Source organism: Pseudomonas sp. JL2, assembly GCF_031570495.1.
Taxonomy (GTDB): Bacteria; Pseudomonadota; Gammaproteobacteria; order Pseudomonadales; family Pseudomonadaceae; genus Aquipseudomonas; species Aquipseudomonas rhizophila.
The window spans coordinates 30,212-54,732 of record NZ_JAKUDH010000022.1 but is presented as its reverse complement, the minus strand read 5'-3'; the positions used below and the strand labels follow the sequence as shown (position 1 = coordinate 54,732).

The 24,521-nt window shown below is 59.9% G+C and carries 25 protein-coding genes; 16 read left to right on the top strand and 9 right to left on the bottom strand.

Going from position 1 to position 24,521, the window contains the following annotated elements; translation table 11 throughout:
- The first annotated feature begins 141 nt into the window (after nt 1-141).
- The 3 genes from zwf to MKS85_RS23175 are packed head-to-tail and all read left to right on the top strand — an operon-like array spanning nt 142 to nt 2,994.
- Entirely contained in the window at nt 142-1,611 is a 1,470-nt protein-coding gene (gene zwf / locus MKS85_RS23185; protein ID WP_047228356.1) for a glucose-6-phosphate dehydrogenase, read from the top strand.
- Nucleotides 1,598-2,311 carry a 6-phosphogluconolactonase gene (pgl, locus tag MKS85_RS23180; RefSeq protein WP_076386050.1) on the top strand — a complete coding sequence of 238 codons (714 nt, stop codon included), beginning with the start codon at nt 1,598-1,600 and terminating at the stop codon, nt 2,309-2,311. The genes zwf and pgl overlap by 14 nt, the downstream gene beginning before the upstream one ends.
- A 17-nt stretch (nt 2,312-2,328) precedes the next feature.
- The gene (locus tag MKS85_RS23175) at nt 2,329-2,994 is read left to right on the top strand and encodes a bifunctional 4-hydroxy-2-oxoglutarate aldolase/2-dehydro-3-deoxy-phosphogluconate aldolase (protein ID WP_047228354.1); all 666 of its coding nucleotides are present in this window, start codon (nt 2,329-2,331) and stop codon (nt 2,992-2,994) included.
- A 241-nt stretch (nt 2,995-3,235) separates the two neighbouring features.
- Here the strand turns inward: MKS85_RS23175 and MKS85_RS23170 are convergent, their stop codons facing one another.
- Both MKS85_RS23170 and MKS85_RS23165 read right to left on the bottom strand, forming a co-directional pair.
- Nucleotides 3,236-4,423 carry an aminotransferase class V-fold PLP-dependent enzyme gene (locus MKS85_RS23170; protein ID WP_188252320.1) on the bottom strand — a complete coding sequence of 396 codons (1,188 nt, stop codon included), beginning with the start codon at nt 4,421-4,423 and terminating at the stop codon, nt 3,236-3,238.
- 12 nt (nt 4,424-4,435) lie between these two features.
- Nucleotides 4,436-4,672, bottom strand: coding sequence for a DUF3820 family protein (locus MKS85_RS23165; protein WP_047228352.1), 237 nt, complete (start codon nt 4,670-4,672; stop codon nt 4,436-4,438).
- Nucleotides 4,673-4,877: 205 nt separating this feature from the next.
- Between MKS85_RS23165 and MKS85_RS23160 the strand changes: the two genes are divergently transcribed.
- The 4 genes from MKS85_RS23160 (at nt 4,878) to MKS85_RS23145 (ending at nt 8,570) form a co-directional block, all read left to right on the top strand.
- A complete protein-coding gene (locus MKS85_RS23160) occupies nt 4,878-5,342 on the top strand; it encodes a PA2169 family four-helix-bundle protein (RefSeq protein ID WP_047228351.1) in 465 nt (154 codons plus the stop codon).
- Between the two features lie 160 nt (nt 5,343-5,502).
- Nucleotides 5,503-7,503: an FUSC family protein gene (locus MKS85_RS23155; RefSeq protein ID WP_188252321.1), complete on the top strand. Its 2,001-nt coding sequence runs from the start codon at nt 5,503-5,505 to the stop codon at nt 7,501-7,503.
- Complete coding sequence (locus tag MKS85_RS23150; RefSeq protein WP_047228349.1) at nt 7,490-7,696, top strand: DUF1656 domain-containing protein; 207 nt, start codon at nt 7,490-7,492, stop codon at nt 7,694-7,696. Before MKS85_RS23155 ends, MKS85_RS23150 begins: the two co-directional genes overlap by 14 nt.
- 10 nt (nt 7,697-7,706) lie before the next feature.
- Entirely contained in the window at nt 7,707-8,570 is an 864-nt protein-coding gene (locus MKS85_RS23145; RefSeq protein WP_047228348.1) for an HlyD family secretion protein, read from the top strand.
- Between the two features lie 169 nt (nt 8,571-8,739).
- On the opposite strand, the gene MKS85_RS23140 is transcribed toward MKS85_RS23145, so the two are convergent.
- Both MKS85_RS23140 and MKS85_RS23135 read right to left on the bottom strand, forming a co-directional pair.
- Nucleotides 8,740-9,210, bottom strand: coding sequence for a MaoC family dehydratase (locus MKS85_RS23140; RefSeq protein WP_003184579.1), 471 nt, complete (start codon nt 9,208-9,210; stop codon nt 8,740-8,742).
- A 40-nt stretch (nt 9,211-9,250) separates the two neighbouring features.
- On the bottom strand, nt 9,251-10,195 hold the full coding sequence (locus MKS85_RS23135; RefSeq protein WP_188252322.1) for an alpha/beta hydrolase: 945 nt from the start codon (nt 10,193-10,195) through the stop codon (nt 9,251-9,253).
- Between the two features lie 246 nt (nt 10,196-10,441).
- Here MKS85_RS23135 and fadD2 point away from each other — a divergent pair, with 246 nt between their 5' ends.
- Together fadD2 and fadD1 are read left to right on the top strand one after the other, a co-directional pair.
- Nucleotides 10,442-12,130, top strand: a complete 1,689-nt coding sequence (gene fadD2 / locus MKS85_RS23130) for a long-chain-fatty-acid--CoA ligase FadD2 (RefSeq protein ID WP_047228346.1) — start codon at nt 10,442-10,444, stop codon at nt 12,128-12,130.
- Between the two features lie 368 nt (nt 12,131-12,498).
- Entirely contained in the window at nt 12,499-14,190 is a 1,692-nt protein-coding gene (gene fadD1 / locus MKS85_RS23125; protein WP_076386040.1) for a long-chain-fatty-acid--CoA ligase FadD1, read from the top strand.
- A gap of 216 nt (nt 14,191-14,406) precedes the next feature.
- Here the strand turns inward: fadD1 and MKS85_RS23120 are convergent, their stop codons facing one another.
- Nucleotides 14,407-14,784 carry a hypothetical protein gene (locus tag MKS85_RS23120; RefSeq protein ID WP_030139341.1) on the bottom strand — a complete coding sequence of 126 codons (378 nt, stop codon included), beginning with the start codon at nt 14,782-14,784 and terminating at the stop codon, nt 14,407-14,409.
- Between the two features lie 195 nt (nt 14,785-14,979).
- Here MKS85_RS23120 and MKS85_RS23115 point away from each other — a divergent pair, with 195 nt between their 5' ends.
- The 3 genes from MKS85_RS23115 (at nt 14,980) to def (ending at nt 16,833) form a co-directional block, all read left to right on the top strand.
- Nucleotides 14,980-15,171 (top strand): CsbD family protein, encoded by a 192-nt coding sequence (locus MKS85_RS23115; protein WP_047228344.1) that lies wholly within the window; start codon nt 14,980-14,982, stop codon nt 15,169-15,171.
- 175 nt (nt 15,172-15,346) lie between these two features.
- The gene (locus MKS85_RS23110) at nt 15,347-16,291 is read left to right on the top strand and encodes a YihY/virulence factor BrkB family protein (protein WP_047228343.1); all 945 of its coding nucleotides are present in this window, start codon (nt 15,347-15,349) and stop codon (nt 16,289-16,291) included.
- A 2-nt stretch (nt 16,292-16,293) separates the two neighbouring features.
- Nucleotides 16,294-16,833, top strand: a complete 540-nt coding sequence (gene def, locus MKS85_RS23105) for a peptide deformylase (protein WP_139050970.1) — start codon at nt 16,294-16,296, stop codon at nt 16,831-16,833.
- Nucleotides 16,834-16,954: 121 nt separating this feature from the next.
- On the opposite strand, the gene MKS85_RS23100 is transcribed toward def, so the two are convergent.
- The 3 genes from MKS85_RS23100 to MKS85_RS23090 form a co-directional block, all read right to left on the bottom strand.
- Nucleotides 16,955-17,377, bottom strand: coding sequence for a GNAT family N-acetyltransferase (locus MKS85_RS23100; protein ID WP_107321630.1), 423 nt, complete (start codon nt 17,375-17,377; stop codon nt 16,955-16,957).
- Nucleotides 17,378-17,658: 281 nt separating this feature from the next.
- Nucleotides 17,659-18,213 carry a hypothetical protein gene (locus tag MKS85_RS23095; protein ID WP_188252323.1) on the bottom strand — a complete coding sequence of 185 codons (555 nt, stop codon included), beginning with the start codon at nt 18,211-18,213 and terminating at the stop codon, nt 17,659-17,661.
- Nucleotides 18,214-18,372: 159 nt separating this feature from the next.
- Nucleotides 18,373-19,404 carry a LacI family DNA-binding transcriptional regulator gene (locus MKS85_RS23090; RefSeq protein WP_139050967.1) on the bottom strand — a complete coding sequence of 344 codons (1,032 nt, stop codon included), beginning with the start codon at nt 19,402-19,404 and terminating at the stop codon, nt 18,373-18,375.
- A 215-nt stretch (nt 19,405-19,619) separates the two neighbouring features.
- Between MKS85_RS23090 and MKS85_RS23085 the strand changes: the two genes are divergently transcribed.
- The gene (locus tag MKS85_RS23085) at nt 19,620-20,153 is read left to right on the top strand and encodes a gluconokinase (protein ID WP_076386036.1); all 534 of its coding nucleotides are present in this window, start codon (nt 19,620-19,622) and stop codon (nt 20,151-20,153) included.
- Nucleotides 20,154-20,245: 92 nt separating this feature from the next.
- Nucleotides 20,246-21,598, top strand: a complete 1,353-nt coding sequence (locus MKS85_RS23080; protein ID WP_047228337.1) for a GntP family permease — start codon at nt 20,246-20,248, stop codon at nt 21,596-21,598.
- 158 nt (nt 21,599-21,756) lie between these two features.
- Here the strand turns inward: MKS85_RS23080 and alaC are convergent, their stop codons facing one another.
- Nucleotides 21,757-22,974: an alanine transaminase gene (alaC, locus tag MKS85_RS23075; protein ID WP_076386034.1), complete on the bottom strand. Its 1,218-nt coding sequence runs from the start codon at nt 22,972-22,974 to the stop codon at nt 21,757-21,759.
- Between the two features lie 210 nt (nt 22,975-23,184).
- On the opposite strand from alaC, the gene MKS85_RS23070 reads away from it, so the two are divergent.
- Complete coding sequence (locus MKS85_RS23070; protein ID WP_188252324.1) at nt 23,185-23,850, top strand: LysE family translocator; 666 nt, start codon at nt 23,185-23,187, stop codon at nt 23,848-23,850.
- 75 nt (nt 23,851-23,925) lie between these two features.
- Nucleotides 23,926-24,414 (top strand): GyrI-like domain-containing protein, encoded by a 489-nt coding sequence (locus MKS85_RS23065; RefSeq protein WP_047228334.1) that lies wholly within the window; start codon nt 23,926-23,928, stop codon nt 24,412-24,414.
- The last annotated feature ends 107 nt before the right edge of the window (nt 24,415-24,521 follow it).

Below are 24,521 nucleotides of genomic sequence, written 5' to 3'. Positions count from 1 at the left end.
GCCTATCCTACTGATGGCTCCGGTGTACCACCACTCGGAATCGGTATTTTCGAAAAATGTTGTGGTTATTACTACATTTTTCCTTGAGTGATGCCTTGAAAAAAGGTATTTGTAGCTTAACTTGATAAAAGAACAAACATCATGCATTCGATTACGGTTGAACCGTGCACCTTCGCCTTGTTCGGCGCGTTGGGCGACCTGGCCTTGCGCAAGCTGTTTCCTGCCCTTTATCAGCTCGATGGCGCGGACCTGTTGCACGAGGACACGCGGATCATTGCCCTGGCCCGGGAGCCGGGTAGCGAACAGCAACACCTGGCGTTCATCGCCGCGGAGTTGCGCCGCTACGTGGGCGACAAGGATCTGAACGAGACCGTGGTTGAACGCTTCCTCGGGCGACTGACGTATCTGCACGTGGATTTCCTCAAGGCCGAGGACTATGTCGCCCTGGCCGAGCAGGCCGGTTCAGCCCAGCAGGTCATTGCCTATTTTGCCACCCCAGCGGCGGTGTATGGAGCGATCTGCGAGAACCTGGCGAAGGTCGGTTTGTGCGAAAACACCCGCGTCGTGCTGGAAAAACCCATCGGCTCGGACCTGGAATCGTCGCGCAAGGTCAACGACGCCGTGGCGCAGTTCTTCCCGGAAAACCGCACCTATCGCATCGACCACTACCTGGGTAAAGAGACGGTCCAGAACCTGATCGCCCTGCGGTTCGCCAACAGCCTGTTCGAAACCCAGTGGAACCAGAATTACATTTCCCATGTGGAAATCACCGTCGCCGAGAAGGTCGGCATCGAAGGCCGCTGGGGCTATTTCGACAAGGCCGGCCAACTGCGCGACATGATCCAGAATCACCTGTTGCAGTTGCTCTGCCTGATTGCCATGGACCCGCCGGCCGACCTGTCCGCCGACAGCATCCGTGACGAGAAGGTCAAAGTGCTCAAGGCCCTGGCGCCCATCAGCCCGGAAGGCCTGACCACCCAGGTGGTGCGCGGCCAGTACATCGCCGGCCACAGCGAGGGCAAGTCGGTGCCGGGTTACCTGGAAGAGCCCAACTCCAACACCCAGAGCGATACCGAAACCTTCGTGGCCTTGCGCGCCGACATTCGCAACTGGCGCTGGGCCGGGGTTCCGTTTTACCTGCGCACCGGCAAGCGTATGCCGCAGAAACTGTCGCAGATCGTCATTCACTTCAAGGAACCGTCCCACTACATCTTCGCCCCCGAGCAGCGCTTGCAGATCAGCAACAAACTGATCATCCGCCTGCAGCCGGACGAAGGGATTTCCTTGCGAGTGATGACCAAGGAGCAAGGCCTGGACAAGGGCATGCAATTGCGCAGCGGTCCGTTGCAACTCAACTTTTCCGACACCTATCGCAGCGCGCGGATTCCCGATGCCTACGAGCGGTTGTTGCTGGAAGTCATGAACGGCAATCAGAACCTGTTTGTCCGTAAAGATGAAATTGAAGCCGCGTGGACGTGGTGTGACCAGTTGATTGCCGGATGGAAGAAATCCGGCGATGCGCCCAAGCCGTATGCGGCCGGGTCCTGGGGGCCAATGAGCTCCATTGCACTGATCACGCGGGATGGGAGGTCATGGTATGGCGATATCTGAAGTGAAACTGCCGCAGGGTGTCAGCGCCCACGAATTCAAAACCCCGGTGCTGCTGGCCGAGGGCTTGGCGTTGAAGGTGGCCGAGCAATTACGCGAGGCCATCGAGGCGCGCGGCACGGCGACCCTGGTGGTCTCCGGCGGTCGCAGCCCCGTGGCGTTTTTCCAGAGCCTGGCCAAACAGGCGCTGGACTGGTCGAACGTGGTGGTGAGCCTGGCCGACGAGCGTTGGGTGCCGGTTGAGCACGCTGACAGCAACGCCGGTCTGCTCAAGCGTTACCTGCTCCAAGGTGCGGCGGCCAAGGCCCAGTTCCTGAGCCTCTACAGCGCCAGCGCCGACCTGGAAGCCGCAGCCGAGCAGGCCGATCGTTTGCTGGCCGAGCTGCCGCCCATCGACGTACTGATATTGGGCATGGGCGATGACGGGCACACCGCCTCGCTGTTCCCCGACAGTCCGAACCTGGCTCAAGCCTTGGATGCCAATGGCGCTCGCCGCTGCTGGCCGATGCTGGCGCCCACCGTGCCGCACCAGCGCCTGACCATGAGTCGCGCTTTGCTGGCCTCGGCGAAACACAAAGTGCTGTCGATTTCCGGTCAGTCGAAATTGACCACCCTGAACGCTGCGGTGGCCGGTGACAATGTCGCCGAAATGCCGATCCGCGCGTTTTTGCAACCTACGTTAGAGATTTACTGGTGCCCATGAACCAAGGATCAGCCGCTATGACAAACCCATCCCCGACCGTTTCCATGGCGGACAAAGTTACCCTGATCGACAGCCTCTGCGCCAAGGCGCGGATCCTGCCGGTGATCACCATCGCCCGTGAGCAGGACATCCTGCCGCTGGCCGATGCCCTGGCCGCCGGCGGCCTGACGGCGCTGGAAGTGACCTTGCGTTCCCAATACGGCCTCAAGGCCATCCAGGTGCTGCGCGAGCAACGTCCGGAACTGGTGACCGGGGCCGGTACGGTGCTGGACCGCCATATGCTGGCCGCTGCCGAGGCTGCCGGTTCGCAGTTCATCGTCACCCCAGGCATCACCCGTGATCTGCTGGAAGCCAGCGTCGACAGCCCGATCCCGTTGCTGCCGGGCATCAGCAACGCCTCCGGCATCATGGAAGGCTACGGCCTGGGTTATCGCCGCTTCAAACTGTTCCCGGCGGAAGTCAGCGGCGGTGTCGCGGCCATCAAGGCCCTGGGCGGCCCGTTCGGCGAAGTGAAATTCTGCCCGACCGGCGGCGTAAGCCCGGCCAATATCAAGAGCTACATGGCGTTGAAAAACGTGATGTGCGTGGGCGGCAGCTGGATGCTTGATCCCGAGTGGATCAAGAACGGCGACTGGGCCCGCATCCAGGAGTGCACCGCCGAGGCGCTGGCGCTGCTGGACTGATTGTCTTACCGAACCTTCGTTGGGTGTTCTACGGTTTTACGGTGCGCTTGGTCGGCGCGCCGTTTTTTTTGCCTGGGTTTTATCGTACCGCGCTGGATGAACGCTGGATTTGTGGCGAGGGAATTATCCCCGCTGGGGCGCGCAGCGGCCCCGAAACCTGACATCTCGGTGCGTCAGATAGGTTAAGTCCTCCTTACTGGGCTGCTGCGCCGCCCTGCGGGGATAAATCCCCTCGCCACAACTACATTCGGCTCAGGTTAATCAGCGCCGCAGTCAACCGCTCGATATCCTTCGCCAAGGTGATCAACCCTGGGGTAATGCGAATACACGGCCCGACACTGGTGTTGCGCACCACGGTGAAGATCCCGTAGTCATTGAGCAGTCGATCGGCCATCGCCTGTTGATCGGGCTGGGCGGTGAAGCGCATCGACGTAATGCCACAGTACAGGCGCGGATCGTCCGGCGTCATGATTTCGATCCCCGGTACATCACGCACGGCGTTCACCCACAGGTCGCGCAGATAACTGAGCCGCACGCCCTTGGCCGATGCGCCACCCAATGAGCGGTGCTCCTCCAGGACCAAGGGCAGGGTGAGCAAAGCCGGGATATTGGGCGTGCTGTGGGGCGTTCGCGAGCGCACGTCAGTGGCAGGGTAATGATCTTCGTCCATGTCCGGGTCGATGTCGGCCAGCCGTTGCGGTGCGATGTATAAAAAGCCCAGGGCCAGCGGCCCGCCGATCCACTTCTGCAGGTTGAACCCGGCGAATTCGATACCGAGCTTCTTCAGATCGAAATCGATCTGGCCCAGGGCGTGGGCACCGTCGAGAATGATATCGACGCCAAACTCACGGGCGGTTTCGGCAATGGCCTGGACCGGCATCACCAGCCCAGTGAGGTGGTTGACGTAGGTCAGCGCCATCAGCTTGAGGCGCGGGTAACGAATGAACGCTTGGCGATAAGTGCCCACCAGGCTTTCGAAACTGGCGGGGTGCGGGTGGACGAGTTCAATCACCTCTACGCCACGCTGCCGGGCCAGCCAGCGCATTGCGCTTTTGACCGACGCGTATTCCAGATCACAGATCAGCACCTGATCGCCAGGCTTGAGACCGTTGTAGTTGCGAATCAGCGTTTGCAGGGCGTCTCCGGCACTGTTGGCCAGCGCTACGCTAGCGGGGGACGCGTGGATCAGTTGCGCCACTTGCTGGCGAATCGCTTCGCCATGGTCCCGGTCGAAATGCTGGCGCACGTACACCGAGTTACCGCGATTGACGAACTCAATATTGCGTTGGTACTCCTCGACCACGGTCCGGGACATGCGGCCGAAGTAGCCGTTTTCCAGATTGAGCGGCCCATTGGGGTCGACATCGTAGCGACCCACAAAAGTTTCCCAGAAAGCTTCATCGTGGGCGCGCAGGGTGTTCTCGGGCATGGCGAGGCTCAATCAATGTTGGGGCTTGGGTTTGCCGTGTTTGGCACGCAGGGGGTCAAGCAGATCCGACAGACCGTTGTGGTCGATCTCCTGCATCAGCGCCAGCAAACCGCCCAGTTCCCCGTGAGGAAAACCCTCGCGAGCGAACCAGTTCAGGTATTGCCCGGGCAGGTCGGCCAGGATTCGGCCTTTGTATTTGCCGAAGGGCATCTGGCGTGTCACCAGCAGTTCGAGCTTTTCCGGGTTCATGGTAGGGGTCTTGATTCAGTCAGCCTGGAAAATACAGGCATTCTGCATGCAGGCCAAATGACAGATCATGCAAAGAACACGGATACAGTTATCGAGCGATTGATTAACTTATTGATTTTTAATGTTTTTATTTGTGATTGCGGCTGGCACGACCGATGCAATATTCCTTGTAGGTTTTTTATTCACCAAGCAAAGGAATTGAAAAATGACCGACATCAACAAAGAATCCATCTCCGTCCTGAACGACCTGATCGAGACCAGCAAAGATGGTCAGGAAGGTTTCAAGACTTGCGCTGAAGACATCAAGCATCCACAACTCAAGGATTTGTTCGTCCAGCGCGCCGCAGACTGCGCTGCCGCCGCGGCTGAGCTGCAAGCCGCCGTACGGGCCCTGGGTGGCGATCCGGAAACTTCCACCAGCGTTGCCGGTGATATGCATCGCCGTTGGGTGGACGTGAAATCCATGTTCACTGGCAAGGACGAAGAAGCAGTGCTCAACGAAGCCGAGCGCGGTGAAGACCATGCCCTTAAGGCTTACAAAGAAGCCATGGAGAAAATCAGCAAGCACAACCTGGTTGGTATTCGCGATCTGGTTGAGCGTCAGTACCATGGCGTGCAGCGCAACCATGACCAGGTAAAAGCCCTGCGTAACCAGGCGCGCGCCAGCTAAACAAGCGCGCTGTACAAAAAAACGCCAGCCTGTCTGGCGTTTTTTTATGCCGATCATGTAACGGTGGCTCTGGACTCAAATAGATAGCCAGCTAATAATTGCACCCTCCATCACCCTTTATTGCATCTATCGTTACTGCGTCCCCATAAGAGTTTTTCGCGTGCCCATTACTTTCCAGGCCCTGTTCGCTCCCGACCGCCTCGCTGTGCAATTCGCCATCAAGACCGTGCTTGGTGGCGGCTTGGCGCTTTGGCTGGCCTTGCGCTGGGGCTTGGAGCAGCCTTCATGGGCGTTGATGACCGCGATCATCGTGGCGCAACCGCTGTCCGGGATGGTGGTGCAGAAAGGCTTGGCGCGATTGGTCGGCACACTGGTGGGCACCGTCATGTCGGTGGTGTTCATGGGGCTGTTTGCTCAGGCACCCTGGTTGTTCCTACTGGCGCTGGCCGTGTGGCTGGGCTTGTGCACGGCTTGCTCCACACTGCTGCGCAGCGCCTGGTCCTATTCGTTCGTGCTGGCCGGGTACACAGTGGCAATCATTGCCTTGCCGGCTATCTCCCATCCGCTGGGGGTGTTCGATCAGGCCGTGGCGCGCTGTACGGAGATCAGTCTGGGCATTGTCTGCGCCACGGCGGCCAGCGCGTTGCTCTGGCCGTTGCGGGTCGAGCGGCAATTGGCCGATCAGGCCCGTGTCGCCTGGCAGAGCGGCATGCAGGCGGCCCGTGCCACCCTGACGGGCGATGCCCAGGCCCGTAAAGGGCTGCTGGAAATCCTCGGCAAGATCGTCGCCGTGGACGCCCAGCGTGAACACGCCTGGTTCGAAGGCAGCCTGGGTCGGCAACGGGCTCGGGCCATCAGCGCTCTGAGCCAGAAACTGTTGATGCTGCTGCGCATCTCCCGCTCGGTTCGGCGGCAATGGAAACAACTCGATCCTGAGGAAGCCGAGGCCCTTAAGCCGTGGATGAGCGAGGTGCAACAAGCCCTCGACGCCGACAGCGCGACCCTGCAAGCCTTGCGACCACGGGTGCTGGATGCATCCCACGATCCACTGATCAGCCCGGCGCAAAGTTATTGCCTGGCCCGCTTCGCCTTGTTGCTCGATACCGCCCTGGCTGCCTGCGCAGCCTTGAAGGCGGTGCAAGAGGGCAGGGAGGCGGTGGATCCGCCGCGCACCCTGGCGCCCCATCGTGACCTGCCCCTGGCCATGGTCTTTGGTGCGCGTAGCGCCCTGGCGTTTCTGGCGGTCGCCTGTTTCTGGCTGGCGACTGCCTGGCCCGCCGCCTCAGGCGCGCTGGTGCTCACCTGCGTGGTGTGCAGTCTGTTCGCCAGTCGCGAAAACGGCGCGCAGATCGGCATGAGTTTTCTTCGGGGAATTCTGTTGGCGGTGCCGACGGCGTTTGTCATCGGTGAGATTTTGCTGCCGCAGTGGAGCAGTTTTGCGATGTTGTGCATGGCCATGGGCGTGCCGCTGTTCCTGGGAGCGCTGGGTATGGCCAAGCCGCAGATTTTCGCCACGGCCACCTCGTTCTGTCTGCATTTCGTGGTGCTGATATCGCCGCTCAATGCCATGAAATATGACGTGGCGGCGTTCTTCAACAATGCTCAAGCGATGATGATCGGTGTGGGTGCGGCGGTGTTGGCATTCAACCTGCTGATTCTGCGCGATCCGGCCTGGCATAGCCGGCGCCTGCTGGCCGCCACGCTGGATGATCTGGTTCGCCTGACGCGCCGTAGCCTGCGGGGCGCCGAGAGCTGGTTCGGCGGACGCATGGCTGATCGGCTGTTGCAACTGGCGCGGCATTATCCCGAACTGCCGGTGCCGGCGCGTAGCCGTTGGGATGACGGATTGCTTGGCCTGGACATGGGTGACGAGTTGCTGCACCTGCGTTTGAGTCTGGCCGTCGCCCAAATGCCCGACAACCGGGCCCAGCGCCGTTACTTCGATGCGCTGGAGCAGGTGCTTGAGCGCGGTCCGGCAGTTGATCAGGCCGAAGCACTGGCCCCGGCGAGCGACGAGTTCCTGAAGGTGTTGTCGACGCAACCGCCCGGCGATGCGCTGAAACTGGCCCAGGGTGCGGTGGTGCAATTGCAGAACAGCTGGCGCGCCTGGTGCCGTCAGCACGAACCTGAACAACGGGAGCAGAGCCATGGGCTTGCGTGAGTGGTCGATAGGCGGGGTATTGCTCAGCCCGTTCTTGATTTATGTGGTGCTGGCCTTGCTGGTGACCGGTGGGCTTCGCCTGTTGCTCAGCCTCGTGCCGGCCGGGCGCTGGATCTGGCATGAAGCCTTGTTCGACTGCGCCCTGTATGTCTGTGTCCTGACTGTTATTACCGTGGTCCTCGGACCGCTATAAGGAGTTGAACATGCGTACTTCCGTACGTGTTGCCGTCACGCTGAGCGTGGTGGCCGTGGCGATCTTCGCCGGGTTTCATCTGTGGCAGTACTACATGCTCACGCCCTGGACCCGGGATGCGCGGATTCGCGCCGATGTGGTGGTGATCGCCCCCGACGTGTCAGGTTGGGTGCGCGAGCTCAAGGCGGTGGATAACCAGCAGGTCAAGGCCGGCGATGTATTGCTGAGCATCGACCGCGAACGTTTCGAGGCCGCGCTGGAGAAAGCTCGGGCGGTGGTCCAGACCCGGCAGCAGCAACTGAGTTTGCGTGAACACGAAGCCAGTCGACGCGCCGCTCTGGGGCCCCAGGCTATCAGCGCCGAGTTGCGGGAAAACGCCCAGATCAACGCCGGCATCGCCCGGGGCGAACTGCGCGAGGCCCAGGCCGAGGCCAAGGTCGCCGAACTCAACCTGGCCCGCAGCCAGGTCCTGGCCCCACGGGGTGGCCATATCACCAACCTGCGCCTGGCCGAGGGCAACTACGTGAATGCCGGGCAACCGGTCATGGCGCTGATCGACGATTCAACGTTTTATGTGCAGGCCTATTTCGAAGAAACCAAACTGCCCAGGATCCGCGTGGGCGATCCGGTCAAGGTCTGGTTGATGAGCGCCGGTCATGCCCTGCAAGGCCACGTCGAAAGCATCAGCCGCGGCATTACCGACCGCAATACCAATCCCGACGCGCAGTTGCTGGCGGAGGTCGAGCCGACCTTCAATTGGGTGCGCCTGGCCCAGCGGATTCCGGTGCGGATCAAGCTGGACAAGGTGCCTGAAGGGGTAAACCTGAGCGCGGGGATGACGGCGAGCGTGCAGGTGCGTGAAGACTTGCAATAACTTTGTGGCGAGGGGATTTATCGAAACGTCGCACCGCCCCGCTGGGGCGCGAAGCGGCCCCAATATCTCAAGACCTCTGAGGTGTGTCTGCCCGAGTGCAGGGGGCTGCTTCGCAGCCCAGCGGGGATAAATCCCCTCGCCACAGGTCATTCACTTTAGATAGTGGTAATCAGCCGACGGTGATCGCCGGCAGCGTCGGCAAGGTCACGGTCTGCTGCTTGCGTGGCGCGAGGATTTCCGCTTCGCCGTCCACCACCAGCTCGTCGCGCTGATTGAACACGCGAGTGGCAATGCGTACGCGAAATTTCGGCAGTTTCTCAAGGATCTCCAAGCGCACGGTCAGGGTGTCGCCAATCTTCACCGGCTTCTGGAAGCTCATCTGCTGGCCGATATAGATGGTGCCCGGCCCAGGCAGCTCGCAGGCCACCGCCGCGCTGATCAGCGCACCGCTGAACATGCCATGGGCGATGCGCTCCTTGAACATGCTCGCCGCAGCGAATTCGGCATCCAGGTGCACCGGGTTGTGATCGCCCGACATGGCGGCGAACAGCTGAATGTCGCGCTCTTCGACGGTCTTGCTGTAGCTGGCGGTCTGACCGACTTCGAGGGCTTCGTAGGGGATGTTGGTAACCTGGGTCATCTATCAAATCCTGTGACGAGTAAAGGAAAACGCTGCAAACCTATTCGCTGCGTGGCGGTCGCTTGTGACTCAGGGCCTGGGCAATCCAGGCCAGCACGTCGGCCGTCACTTCATCGCGGTTGGTTTCATTGAACAGTTCGTGCCGGGCTTGCGGGTAAATCGTCAATTGCAAGTGCTGGCTGCCGGCGCCGCGCAGGGCGTCGGCCAGATCCTTGAGACGTTTGCCTTCACTCACCGGATCACATTCACCGCCGATCACCAGCAGGGGCAGGCCCGGATCGATCTGGGCGAGATTGGACGCTTTGCTGATCTGCTGCAACCCGCCGAGCAGGTCGACCCACAACTGATTGGTGCAACGAAAGCCGCACAGCGGGTCGAGGCGGTACTTGTCGACCTCGGCCGGGTCGCGGCTGAGCCAATCGAAGGGGGTACGCGTGGGTTTGAATTTCTTATTGAAACTGCCGAAGGACAGCCACTCGATCAGGGCGCTGCGGCCCTTTGGGCCCTGGCGCATGCGCTCGAAACAGGCGATCAGGCGCGCGGCACGATAGAGCGCCACGGGCTGGAAATTCGAACCGCTGAGAATCGCCCCGTGCAGACTGGCGCTGTGATGTAACAGGTAACCCTGGGCGATGTAGCTGCCCATGCTGTGACCCAGCAACACAATGGGAACATCGGGGTGTTGCTGGCCGATGTGTTGATTGAGGCTGGCCAGGTCGCCGACCACCTTGGCCCAGCCATCCTCGTCGGCAAAATGGCCGAGCATCGCTGCTTCGCCGGTTTTGCCATGGCCGCGCAGGTCCGGCGCGTAGACACCGTAGCCTGCATCGCACAGCGCCCGGGCCAGACGCGCGTAGCGGCCGCTGTGTTCGGCCATGCCGTGGGCCAGCATGATCACCGCTTCAGGGGCGGTTTCAGGCAGCCACTGATTGACGAACAGGCGGGTGTGGTCGGTGGCGGTGAGCATGAACGTTTGGTGGATCATGGTCATTCCTTTACTCACGGGCATACACAAGGGCAAACACAGCGTCGCTGCATTGTATAGCGCATCCGTTGCGTCTCGCCTGATCAAGTCACGTTACGTTACGTCGTGGCAGGTAGATTCACACAATCTATGAAGCAGGTTGCCATATTTGCCTGATTGGCCATAGCTGCTAGTGTCCCAAGAGCACCGCCTGTGCAAGAGCCACAGAAGCGGCCCGGACACGTTCAGGTAAAGAGGATAAAAACAATGCAGCCTGATTTCTGGAATGACAAACGCCCGGCCGGCGTGCCCCTGGACATTGACGTGGGGGCCTACAAATCGGTGATCGAGGTGTTCGAGCGTTCCTGCAAGAAATTCGCCGACCGTCCGGCGTTCAGCAACATGGGGGTTACCCTGACCTATGCCGAACTCGAGCGCTACAGCGCTGCCTTCGCCGGCTACCTGCAAGCCCATACCGACCTGGCGCCTGGCGATCGTATCGCGGTGCAGATGCCCAATGTCCTGCAATACCCCATCGCCGTGTTCGGTGCCTTGCGCGCCGGGCTGATCGTGGTCAACACCAACCCGTTGTATACCCCGCGGGAAATGCGCCACCAGTTCAAGGACTCCGGCGCCCGGGCACTGGTGTACATGAACCTGTTCGGACAGAAAGTCCAGGAGGTGCTGCCTGACACCGATCTGCAGTATCTCATCGAGGCGAAGATGGGCGACCTGATGCCCACTGCCAAGGGCTGGCTGGTCAATACGCTGGTGAGCAAGGTCAAGAAGATGGTCCCTGACTATTCGCTGCCCCAGGCCGTTTCCTTCAAGAGCACGTTGCGCCTGGGGCGGGGCCATGGCATCAAACCGCTGAAAGTCAGCCTCGAGGACATCGCGGTGCTGCAATACACCGGCGGCACCACCGGCCTTGCCAAGGGAGCGATGCTGACCCATGGCAACCTGGTAGCGAACATGCAGCAGGCCCGGGCATGCCTGGGCCAGTTCGGCGACGACGGCCAGCCGTTGCTGCGCGAAGGCCAGGAGGTGATGATCGCGCCGCTGCCGCTGTACCACATCTATGCCTTCACGGCGAATTGCATGTGCATGATGGTCACCGGCAACCACAACGTGCTGATCACCAACCCGCGGGACATCGGTGGCTTTATCAAGGAGCTGAAGAATTGGCGTTTTTCGGCGCTGCTGGGGCTCAACACGCTGTTCGTGGCGCTGATGGACCATCCGGATTTCAAGACCCTGGATTTCTCCAGCCTCAAGCTCACCAACTCCGGTGGCACTGCGCTGGTCAAGGCCACCGCCGAGCGTTGGGAACAGCTCACCGGCTGCCGGATCACCGAAGGCTATGGCCTGACCGAAACCTCGCCGGTGGCCTGCACCAACCCCTACGGCACCAAGTCCCGGCTGGGCACGGTGGGGCTGCCGGTGCCGGGCACGCTCATGAAAGTGGTCAGCGACGACGGCGCCGAACAGCCATTGGGTGAGCGCGGTGAGTTGTGCATCAAGGGCCCGCAAATCATGAAAGGCTACTGGAACAAACCCGAAGCCACCGCCGAGGTGCTGGACAGCGAAGGCTGGTTCAAATCCGGTGACATCGCGGTGATCGACCCGGACGGTTTCGTGCGCATCGTCGATCGCAAGAAAGACATGATCATCGTCTCGGGTTTCAACGTATACCCCAACGAAATCGAAGACGTGGTGATGGCCCATCCGAAAGTTGCCAACTGCGCGGTGATCGGTGTGCCGGACGAACGTTCGGGGGAGGCGGTGAAACTGTTCGTGGTGCCACGCGAGACGGGCGTCAGCCTTGAAGAGCTCAAGGCTTACTGCAAGGAGAACTTCACCGGCTACAAGATACCCAAGCACATCGTGCTGCGAGAGTCGTTGCCGATGACGCCAGTGGGCAAGATATTGCGGCGGGAGTTGCGGGATATCGCCTGAGGCCAGCCATCCTTTGGAATAAACCCTGTGGGAGCGAGCCTGCTCGCGATGGCGGTGTATCAGTGACAGAGATGTCGACTGAGGCGCCGCCATCGCGAGCAGGCTCGCTCCCACGGTTTTTATGTATTCGCAGTGATTAACCAGTGCCTAGTATTTTTACTCTAAAAATGACCACTGAATATTCTTGAGTCATATTTATGACTGTAGGGGCCACTTTTGGCTCTAGGCGACCCTTGGCAAAGCTGCTACTCTCGGCGCGCTTTTGTGACTTCTCGGCGTTGAATTAGGCCAGATTCACCAATAAACACACACCAATAATAATCGCATCAAATGCGGTGAGAATTCGCGTTGCTGAGGAGTGGGCTTCCATGATCGAAGACTTTTGGAAGGATAAGTACCCAGCTGGGATTGCTGCCGACATCAATCCAGACGAGTATCCGAATATTCAGGCGGTGTTGAAGCAGTCCTGCCAACGCTTCGCCGACAAGCCGGCATTCAGCAACCTGGGCAAGACAATTACCTACGGGGAACTGTATGAATTGTCCGGTGCCTTTGCTGCGTATCTGCAACAGCATACCGACTTGCAGCCTGGCGATCGAATCGCCGTGCAACTGCCCAACGTTCTCCAGTACCCGGTTGCCGTGTTCGGTGCGATTCGCGCCGGCCTGATCGTGGTCAACACCAACCCGCTGTACACCGCGCGGGAAATGGAACACCAGTTCAACGACTCCGGCGCCAAGGCGCTGGTGTGCCTGGCGAACATGGCGCACCTGGCCGAGGCTGTGGTGCCCAAGACGGGCGTCAAGCATGTGATCGTCACCGAAGTTGCCGATCTGCTGCCGCCACTCAAGCGTCTGCTGATCAACAGCGTGATCAAGTACGTCAAGAAGATGGTCCCCGCTTATCACTTGCCCAAGGCCATCAAGTTCAACGATGTGCTGAGCAAGGGCCACGGCCAGCCAGTGACCGAAGCCAACCCCACCAGTGACGACGTGGCCGTGTTGCAGTACACCGGCGGCACCACTGGCGTGGCCAAGGGCGCGATGCTGACCCATCGCAACCTGGTGGCGAACATGTTGCAGTGCAAGGCGCTGATGGGGTCCAACCTCAACGAAGGTTGCGAGGTCCTGATCACGCCTCTGCCGCTGTATCACATCTACGCTTTCACCTTCCATTGCATGGCGATGATGCTGATCGGCAACCACAATATCCTGATCAGCAACCCGCGCGACCTCCCGGCGATGGTCAAGGAACTGTCGAAGTGGAAGTTCAGCGGTTTTGTCGGCCTCAACACGTTGTTCGTGGCCCTGTGCAACAACGAAGCCTTCCGCAACCTGGATTTCTCGGCAATGAAGGTGACGTTGTCCGGTGGCATGGCCCTGCAACTGGCGGCGGCCGAGCGCTGGAAAGAGGTTACCGGCTGCCCGATCTGCGAAGGTTACGGCATGACCGAAACCAGTCCGGTCGCCACGGTCAATCCGATCCAGAAAATCCAGATTGGCACCATCGGCATTCCGGTGCCGTCGACGCTGTGCAAGATTATCAATGACGCCGGCGAAGAACTGCCATTGGGCGAAATCGGTGAACTGTGTGTGAAAGGTCCACAGGTCATGAAGGGCTACTGGCAGCGCCAGGACGCCACCGACGAGATCCTCGACAGCGAAGGCTGGCTCAAGACCGGCGATATCGCGCTGATCCAGCCGGACGGCTACATGCGCATCGTCGATCGCAAGAAAGACATGATCCTGATCTCCGGTTTCAACGTATACCCCAACGAGCTGGAAGACGTGCTGGCGACCCTGCCGGGCGTCCTGCAGTGCGCGGCCATCGGTGTACCGGACGAAAAATCCGGCGAGGCAATCAAGATTTTCATTGTGCCCCGCCCGGGTGTCACGCTGACCAAAGAGCAGGTGATGGAACACATGCGCGCCAACGTCACGGGCTACAAAGTGCCCAAGGCGGTGGAATTCCGCGACGCGCTGCCGACCACCAACGTGGGCAAGATCCTGCGACGCGAGTTGCGTGATGAAGAACTGAAGAAGTTGGGTCTGAAGAAGTAAAACCGCTGCCAATAAAAAGCCCCGCCAGTGCGGGGCTTTTTATTACGCGGCAATTCTGGGGCGTGGCAGCTGTTGTGGCGAGGGAGCTTGCTCCCGCTGGGCTGCGCAGCAGCCCCTCCGATCCAACTGATCCACTGCAAGGGGCCGCTACGCGTCCAGCGGGAGCAAGCTCCCTCGCCACAATAGCGCCTCTGCGCCACCCACCTGTGTAGAGCGTTACAACCGAAACTGCGCAAAATCCAGGTTAGTGCCACCCGGGCGCATGTCCTGCAGGTACGAATCCTTGTCGGCGCTCAGCTCCAGGCTCAGGGCCGCCTTGCGCTTGCCCTGGTTGCGCACTTCCAGGCCTTCCATTTTTTCGCGCAGGAACACGGTCGGCACCTTCAGGTGCAGCAGCTCATCGGTGGCCGGCGTGTGCAGCAGCAGGTGAATCCATTCGTACTGACCGATGGCCAGGCGTGCCACCGGGATATCGAACCAGAAGATGTTGCGGTTGCGGTTCAATTCGCTGAAGTGGCAGTTATTGACGCCCAGTACGGCGCCGCCCAGTTCCTGGTTTCTGCGGGCGATGGCCTGCTTTTTATCGAGTTTCATAACGTTCCTACGAGATTGGAGCTTCAGGTCGCAGCCTGAATACGTGGGGCATTCTCGGGGGTGGATCGGCAAACATAAAGCGCAACCTGCATCTGACGATGAAATGCGCTGCTGAAAAAATGAAACTCCCCGCAAACGGCCTCGGTCAACCCTTATGTAATGACTTTTCGTACAGTTGTTCACAGGAGAGACATCATGGGTAGCACGAGCGATAAAGTGAAGGGCGTTGCCAACGAAGCCGTCGGCAACATCAAGCAAGGCGTCGGCAAGGCCACCGACAATGACCGCATGCGCGCTGAGGGCGTGGTCCAGGAGAAAAAAGGTGAGGTTCAGCAAAACGTGGGCAAGGCCAAGGACGCAGTCAAGAAAGGCGTTGACGAGGCATAACCGGCCTGCTGAATAACCGATTGGAACGGCCATCCGCGGGTGGCCGTTGTCATGTCTGCTCGAACTTGCACCGGGGAAATTGTTCCAAAGTCGCCAAACAGGTTACTTTTGTCTTGGATAGCAACCCCGAGAGTCGCCAGGCGACCTTCCTTTTTTGCGGCGAAAGGAGACGCACATGATGTTCCCGGCCTTGAAAGGCTTACCCTTGCATCGTGTGATGATGCGTACCGTGACTGAGTTTCTCGACGACGAGATGTCGACCTACGCCTCGGCATTGGCCTACCAGATGCTGTTTTCGCTGTTCCCCTTCATTCTGTTCCTGATCGCACTGATCGGTTTCCTGCATTTGCCGGACTTCTTCTCCTGGCTGCGCCTGCAATCGGAACTGGTGTTGCCGCCCCAGGCCCTGGAGCAGGTCAACCCGGTGATCGACCAGCTTCAGCAATCCAAGGGGGGGTTGTTGTCAGTGGGTATCGTCATTGCGTTGTGGACTGCCTCGGCCGGTGTCCGATTGATGATGAGCGCGATGAACGCCGCCTACGATGTGGTAGAGGGCCGTCCGATCTGGAAGCGCTTTCCGCTGTCGATTTTCTACACCATCGGCATCGCCGGCATGTTGTTGGCCGCCGCGGCGCTGATGGTGCTCGGGCCGCAGGTGATGGGCTGGATCGCGGCCCAGGTCGGGCTGGAGGAGTTCATCGTCACACTCTGGACCATCGTGCGCTGGCCGGTGATCGTGTTTTTGCTGATGGTGGCCGTGGCGTTGATCTATTACGTGATGCCTGACGTCAAACAGGAGTTTCGCTTTATTACACCGGGGTCGGTGCTGGCGGTGGTGGTGTGGATCATCGCGTCCCTGGGCTTTGCGTTTTACGTCAAGACCTTCGCCAACTACAACGCCATGTATGGCAGTATCGGCGCGATCATCGTGCTGTTGCTGTACTTCTACATTTCTTCGGCGGTGCTGTTGCTCGGTGCGGAGATGAACGCGGTGATCGAGCACATGTCCGCCGAGGGCAAGGACCGTGGTGAAAAGAGCCCGGGCGAGCACGAAAAACAGCATGTGTCGGGCCTGGGCCGTGACCATTCCATTCCTCACCCCCACACTGACGAAACCTGACCATGATTCGTGAAATCCTGAAAATGGGCGACGAGCGCCTACTGCGTATTGCCCCGCCGGTGCCGCCGGAAATGTTCGACAGCCCAGAGTTGTGGCAGTTGATCGACGACATGTTCCAGACCATGGAAAGTGTGGGCGGCGTCGGCCTGGCCGCGCCGCAGATCGGTGTCGACCTGCAACTGGTGATCTTTGGCTTCGAGCACAGCGAGCGTTACCCGGACGCCGAGGCGGTGCCCCAGACGATCCTGATCAACCCGCTGATTACGCCGTTGGGCCCACTGATGGAGGAGGGGTTCGAGGGCTGCTTGTCGGTGCCGGGCCTGCGCGGTGCGGTCGATCGCTATCAACACATTCGCTACGAAGGCTTTGACCCCAAAGGCGAAGCCATTGTGCGCACGGCCTCGGGCTTTCATGCGCGGGTGGTGCAGCATGAGTGCGACCACCTGATCGGGCGGCTGTACCCCTCGCGCATCACCGATTTCAGTAAGTTCGGCTTTACCGAGGTCATGTTTCCGGACCTGGACCCTGCGGTGGACGACTAGCCTACGCAAACCCTCTGTGGGAGCGAGCCTGCTCGCGATAGCGGTGAGTCAGCTATGAAGCTGTTGACTGACACGCCGCTATCGCGAGTAGGCTCGCTCCCACATTGGATTGTGATGCGCTTCAGGATTGTGTTTTAGGTTCCATCCCCATCGCAATCATCGGCTTGCTGCGTGCATAACGACTCAGGCGCTCGGCCATCGCATAAGGCAGCACGGGGTCGAAGCTGAACCCCTGCCGCTCATAGAAACCGCGCAAATCCGGGTGGCAGAACAACCAGACCGGTCCTTCCACGCCTTTCACCGCTTCGTCGATCAAGCGCGCCGCGATCCCCTGCATGCGATACGTCGGGTCGACAAACAACCCCGTCAGCCAATGCCCACCCGATACCGCTCGCAAGCACAGGGCCGCGATGATTTCATCCTGCCGCGCCACCCACAACTGCGCTTCACGCACCGCTTTCATTGAAGATTGGTGGGCGCGATAAAACTTGTTCATCAGCGGCCACAAGGGTTCATCGAGCCGCGTGTAGTGGATCTGGGACATGGCAAAGTCAGGGGCGGTGAAGGGGAGGGTGATTATAAAAGAACATGTCTGCGGCGATAGGTGTATACCTGACTTCACATCCCGTATGAGTGGAGTACGTATCATGGCCAAAGGCATGGATTCAAAAAAAGCGGCAAAGAAAAAACCGGCGAAGACCGCCGATGAAAAGCGCGCCGACAAAAAGGCCAAGAAGGTGAATCTGTTCGGTCATTGAATCGACGCCAGCGGGCGATGGGCCAGGGATGCATCCCGGCCATCGGCCCGCTGACCCCAGCAGCCTATCAAAGCGAGGCGAGGAACATGTCCGTAGCCGGGTCTTTGCCGGAAGTGCGACTTTCCTGGTCCTTCTCGACCTGCGCCATCGCCGTCTTGTCCTGCATGCGCTGGGCAATCTCCTGACTGACCGCCAATTGCTTCTCGGGCGGCATCGCCTCGAACTCTTCCTGGGTGATGCCCATCTCTTCAAGAATGCTGTCGCGCAGACGCTCTTCAGGCGTCTTGCTCATGTAGTCCTTGAATGCGTCCAGAGCAGAGCTGCCCTGTGCCTTGGCCTCATCGGAGGCTGATGAAGCAACGGTCTGCAACTGAACCCGGGTCTTGGCAAACGCTTCATCAACCTTGTCGCTGATGGCGGTGGCGGCATTGACCTGCTGTGTGGCTTGTCGCGCGATCGAAGCCTGCACCTGCGTGCTGCCCTGGCTGGCCTGAGCCTGGACGTTATCGCGCAATGCCTGCAGCGCGGCGCTTTGCAGGCCGCTGGCGGCTTCTGCGGTGGGATCCTCGCCCGGACGCTTGGGCAGCAAAATCATCGCTTGCTGTTGTGCACTGACCAACATGATGGATACCTGCGGTTATGGCTGAGCCATGTGCAGGAGCAAATCCCATGCCGCCGTCGCGAGCCCTGGATCCAAAGGCCTGTGTAGCATCTGCCGGCGATCATGGCGGCCAATCCTTGCCGTCGGACGGCATGGATCGACCGCACGTGACCGTCGGGCTCAGGTACTTTCGCGAACCTTGAGTTCAAATCCCATGTCCACCACCGGCTGAGCGATGCGGTTGCCGGCCATCAACGTGAGTATCTGTTCGGCGGCGCGCTGGCCGATGGCTTCCCGTGGCGTGCTGATGCTGCTCAGGCGCGGCACCATGTGGGCCGAGGCGGGCAAATCGTTGAAGCCCAGGACTGCAACCTGTTCGGGAATCTTGATGCCACAGCGCAGGGCTTCGAACAGCGCGCCGTGGGCCAGGTCGTCGTTGCCGAAGAAGATTGCATCGACGTCCGGATGGCTGGCGAGTAACTGCAGGAACAGTTCGCCGCCCAGGCCCACCGAGGATGGCCGTGGGGTCAGCAGTTCCAGATCCGGGTCGTACAGGCCGGCTTTCTGCAAAGCACGGCGAAAACCTTCGCCACGCAGCAACGTGCGCTGGTCCAGTTGCGCGCCGACATAGGCCAGGCGCTTGCGACCCCGGGAGATCAAGTGCTCGGCCGCCGTCTCGCCGGCCTTGAGTTGCGAAAAGCCGACGCAGTTAAGGCCCGCACCGGGGTCCAGTTCCATCATGTACACGCAGGGAATGTTGCTGGCCTCGATCATGCGCCGGGCGCTTTCGGTACGGTCGAAGCCGGTCAGCAACAGACCGCGTGGCTGATAGGCCATGTAGTTGCGCAGCAGGTCTTCTTCTTCGTCCCGGGAATAGTGATAGTTGCCGATGACCACTTCGAAGCCCTTGGGCCTGAGCACACGATGAATGGCTTCCAGGGTGTCGATGAACAACAGGTTGGACAACGACGGCACCAGCACCACCACCGAATGGCTCTGGGCCGAAGCCAGGGCGCGGGCGGCGGGGTTGACCACGTAGTTCAGGTCGCGGGCGGCCTGGCGGACTTTTTCCACCAGGCTTTCGGCAACGGTGCTGACGCCGCGCAGGGCACGGGAGGCGGTGATAGGACTGACACCGGCCAGGCGTGCGACTTCGTTGAGCGTAGGGCGACCGGTGGTGCGGGTATTCTTATCGTTTTTAGTGACGGTCATCAGGGCGGCTTGCCAAACAAAAATCAAGGCACTAAGGTAGCGCTGTCTCGACGCGGCTGCAAATGCGTGAGCGGGGTTTGCCTGAGCCCTGACCGTTAGCGTTGTGAACGAACATGCTGCAACCACAAAAATGACAAGAAGGCGTCGGCAACTTCTGCTTTTGCTCTGGTGTCACAACTTGCAAAGGTAGCGCTGTCTGCGCGCTGAGGTGTTACATGAATAATCCCATCACCGCCCTGGTCATCATGGGCGTTGCCGGTTGCGGCAAGACTTGCGTCAGCCAGGCCCTGTGCCAGTTGAGCGGCGCCACCGCCATTGAAGGCGACACTTTCCACCCTGCGGCCAACATCCAGAAGATGAGCGCCGGTATCCCCTTGAACGACGACGACCGTGCCGGCTGGCTTGACAGCCTGTGCGACGAGTTGCGCCGTGTCGATGCGATGGGCGAGCGTCCGGTGCTGACCTGTTCGGCCCTCAAGCACAGTTATCGCGAGCGTCTGCGCAGTGCCTTGCCAGGCCTTGGCTTCGTATTTCTTGAGTTGACCCCTGAAGTGGCCGCCGACCGCGTGTCCCATCGTCCGGGGCATTTCATGCCGTCGACCCTGATCGACAGCCAGTTTGCCACCCTTCAATCCCCTGTTGGCGAGCCCCTGACCCTGGCTCTGGACGCATCCAGCCACAGCGTCGATGAACTGGCTCATCAGGCTTACGTCTGGTGGGTGGATCACGGTTTGAAGCTGGCCAGTTGAGTTGCAAAAATTTTGCGTCAGAAAGATAGCGCTGTCCCGACGGCTTACAAATAACCGCTTCAATAACAACAACAAATCAGGAGACACCTCCCATGTTCGGCATGTCCCACGAGACGTTTCTGCTGCTTGATGCAGTGGTTACGGTGATCGGACTTATCGTCCTTATCACCAAGTTCAAACTCCACCCGTTCATTGCACTGACCATCGCGGCCGCTTTTCTGGGCCTGACCTCGGGCATGCCGATCGGCACCATCATCAAGGCGTTCCAGGACGGCTTCGGTGGCGTGCTGGGCTTTGTCGGCATCATTCTGGCGTTGGGTACGATGCTCGGTAAAATGATGGCCGAATCGGGCGGGGCCGATCAGATCGCCCAAACCCTGATCCGCGCCTTCGGCAAGGATAAAGTGCAGTGGGCCATGATGTTCGCCGCCTTCCTGGTGGGCATTCCGCTGTTCTTCGAAATCGGTTTCGTGCTGCTGATCCCGCTGGTGTTCATCGTGGCGCGTCGCACCGGTGTCTCGATCATCAAGATCGGTATCCCGCTGCTGGCCGGTCTTTCCGCGGTCCACGGCCTGGTGCCACCGCACCCGGGCCCGCTGCTGGCGATTGGCGTATTCGGTGCCGACATCGGTAAAACCATTCTCTATGGCCTGATCGTGGCGCTGCCGACGGCCATTATTGCCGGGCCGATTTTCGGTACATTCATTGCCAAGCATATCCCCGGCCATCCGAATCAGGAGCTGGTGGACCAACTGGCACGTGAGACCGATTCTGCCGATCTGCCGAGCTTCAACATCACGCTGATCACCGTGCTGTCGCCGGTGTTCCTGATGCTGCTCAAGACCTTTGCCGATGTGGTGTTGCCTGAAGGCAATTTCTTCCGCACGTTCATGGACCTGATCGGGCATCCGATTTCTGCACTTCTGTTGGCATTACTGCTGTCGCTGTACACCTTCGGCTACAAGCAGGGCATCGGTTCGAGCCAGATACTCAAGTGGCTGGACGCGAGTCTGGCACCGACTGCGGCGATCATTCTGATCATCGGTGCAGGCGGTGGCTTCAAGCAGATGCTGGTCACCAGCGGTGTGGGTGATGTGATCGGTCACATGGCGGTGAGTGCGCAGATTTCACCGATCCTGTTGGCCTGGCTGGTGGCGGCGGTGATTCGCATCGCCACAGGCTCGGCGACCGTGGCAACCATTACGGGTGCCGGGATCGTGGTACCGGTGGTCGGGATGATTCCGGGTGTGAACCGTGAGCTGCTGGTGCTGGCGACCGGTGCCGGTTCGCTGATCCTGTCTCACGTCAACGATGCCGGCTTCTGGCTGGTCAAGCAGTACTTCAACATGACCGTGGCCGAAACCTTCAAGACCTGGACCGCGATGGAAACCATCCTGTCCGTGGTAGCGCTGATCTTCATCCTGTTGCTGTCGCTGGTGATCTAAGCGACGACGCATCACCCATTGTGGGAGCGAGCCTGCTCGCGATAGCGCACTGACCGTCAGCAACGACATGCCGCTATCGCGAGCAGGCTCGCTCCCACATTGGCTTCTGGTGATCTGAAGATCCAGAGTGGGAGCAAACTCCCACATTGATTTTGGTATCAGGCGTTCGGTTTGCTGACCAACCCATCCGCCCGGAACATCCCGCGAATGCCGCGAACGGCCTGGCGAATCCGGTCCTGGTTTTCGATCAGTGCAAAGCGCACGTGATCATCGCCATATTCACCGAACCCCACCCCCGGCGAGACGCAGACCTTGGCTTCGGCCAACAGTTTCTTGGCAAACTCCAGCGAACCCAAGTGTGCATAAGCCTCGGGGATCTTGGCCCAGACGTACATCGACGCCTTGGGGTTTTCCACCATCCAGCCCAGTTCATGCAGGCCCTTGACCAGCACATTGCGGCGCTGGCGGTACTGTTCGGCGATATCCCGCACGCACTGCTGATCGCCTTCAAGCGCGGCGATGGCCGCCACTTGCAGCGGTGTGAAGGTGCCGTAGTCGTGGTAGCTCTTGATCCGCGCCAGGGCGTTGACCAGTTCCGGGTTGCCCACCATGAAGCCGATACGCCAGCCGGCCATGTTGTAGCTTTTGGACAGGGTGAAGAATTCCACGGCAATGTCTTTTGCACCCGGCACCTGCATGATCGACGGGGCTTTCCAGCCGTCGTAGACGATATCGGCGTAGGCCAGGTCGTGGATCACCAGCACGTCGTACTGTTTGGCCAAGGCGATGACCCGTTCGAAGAAATCCAGCTCCACGCATTGCGCGGTAGGGTTGGACGGAAAGCCCAGGATCATCATTTTCGGCTTGGGAATCGAGCCGCGAATGGCGCGCTCCAGCTCGTCGAAGAAATCCACCCCCGGCACCAGTGGCACCGAACGCACCTGGGCGCCGGCGATCACTGCGCCGTAGATGTGGATCGGATAGCTGGGATTGGGCACCAGCACGGTGTCGCCCTGGTCCAGGGTCGCCAGCATCAGATGCGCCAGGCCTTCTTTGGAACCGATGGTGACGATGGCTTCGGTTTCCGGGTCGATGTCCACCTCGTAGCGGTCCTTGTACCAGCGCGAAATGGCGCGGCGCAGGCGCGGTATGCCTTTGGAGGTGGAGTAACCGTGGGTGTCTTCACGCTGGGCGACTGTGACCAGCTTTTCCACGATATGTGGCGGTGTGGCGCCGTCGGGGTTACCCATGCTCAAGTCAATGATGTCTTCGCCGCGCCGACGCGCAGCCATCTTCAGCTCGGCAGTGATATTGAATACATACGGGGGGAGTCGATCGATGCGCGCAAAGCGGCGCGGCGAACCTTGGTTGGCCATTATTGCCTCGAGATACGTGAGCGCCCGGAACCGTCCGAGCGACGTTGGCCACTGCGGTGGCCTGCGGCGCAAGATAAAGGGGCTGATGGCCAATTGTCCAGTAGCGGCGCGCAACTATTTTCGACGACACTGTCGATCCGCTCAGGGGACTTTCAGTAACACCTGCGCACTGCACGACTCGCCCTGTTCAAAAAACGAATGGACTGAATGATGGAATTTTCCAGCGGTTTCCTGCTGAGCCTTTCTTTGTGCCTGGACATTGGCGTGGCCAATATCGCGATGATTACCCTGGCCATGCAACGTGGCTATTTCCAGGGTTTCGCCCTGGGCCTGGGCACATGTGTGGGGGACCTGGTCTACGCGGTCCTGGCCTTGGCCGGCATGACGGTGCTGCTGCAATACGAAACGGTGCGCTGGGTGCTGTGGATCGGCGGCTCGGTGGTGCTGCTGTATTTCGCAGCGAAGATGATTCATTCGGCGATCTACCACCATACGGCGTTGGCCGAGGCTGGCGAGGTGCGGAGTCATTCATCCGGGCAGGAGTTTTTTCGCGGGATTTTCCTGGCGATGTCGTCGCCCAGTGCCATTCTCTGGTTCGCGGCGGTGGGCGGCACATTGATCGCTCGCTCGGGCGGCGGAACGATCCTCAGCTCGGCGCTGTTCCTGAGTGGATTTCTCTGTGCCGGACTTCTCTGGTGTGCAGGCCTGTGCCTGGCAGCAACCCAGGGCGGCAGGCTGCTGGGGGATAAACTGTTGCGCTATTGCTATTGGGCATCGGCCGCCATCTTCTGCTATTTCGCGGTGTACGTGATTGTTTCTGGCTACAACGAGTTTATCGGGAAAGTGGCGCCGGCCGTTGTGCCTGGACTCGGATAAGCGAAACGGGCCTGGCAATCTTCATCAGGCTTCTATACTGCAACACCCGACCTCACGTTTCTGGAGTGTTGACGCATGGAAAAGCACGAACCCGATAACGCAGCCGAACCACGCTTCGAACACGGACGTTTTCAGATAATCGCCGGTTTTGGTGGCTGTTTTACCCCGGACACCGCCGAGGATATCCCGCTGCTCTGGGAAAAGTTTTTGCCCTGGCTCGGTAAAGTGCCAGGGCAGAAAGATGAGGTCACCTATGGCGTGTGTTGCAATCCGGACGGAAAGGGTGGGTTTGAATACATTGCCGGCGTGGAAGTCAGCCGGCTCGATGATTTGCCTGAACAGTTGCGCTGGATCGAAATACAGCCTGCGCACTACGCAGTGTTCGAACACAAAGGTCCGTTGAAAGCCCTGCCGCAGACGTTCCACTACATCTGGAAAGAGTGGCTGCCGCGATCCGGCCACACAGCTGCCGAGGCCCCGGAGTTCGAACGCTACAGCGAAGACTTCAACCCCAGGACCGGCGAAGGCTCTCTGGAGATCTGGATTCCTCTCAAACCGAGCTGATTGCCATTCTTTCGGCAATGCAAACCGGTGGGAGCGAGCCTGCTCGCGATAGCGGTGCCATATCCAACATCAATGCAAGCTGGCCCACCACAATCGCGAACAGGCTC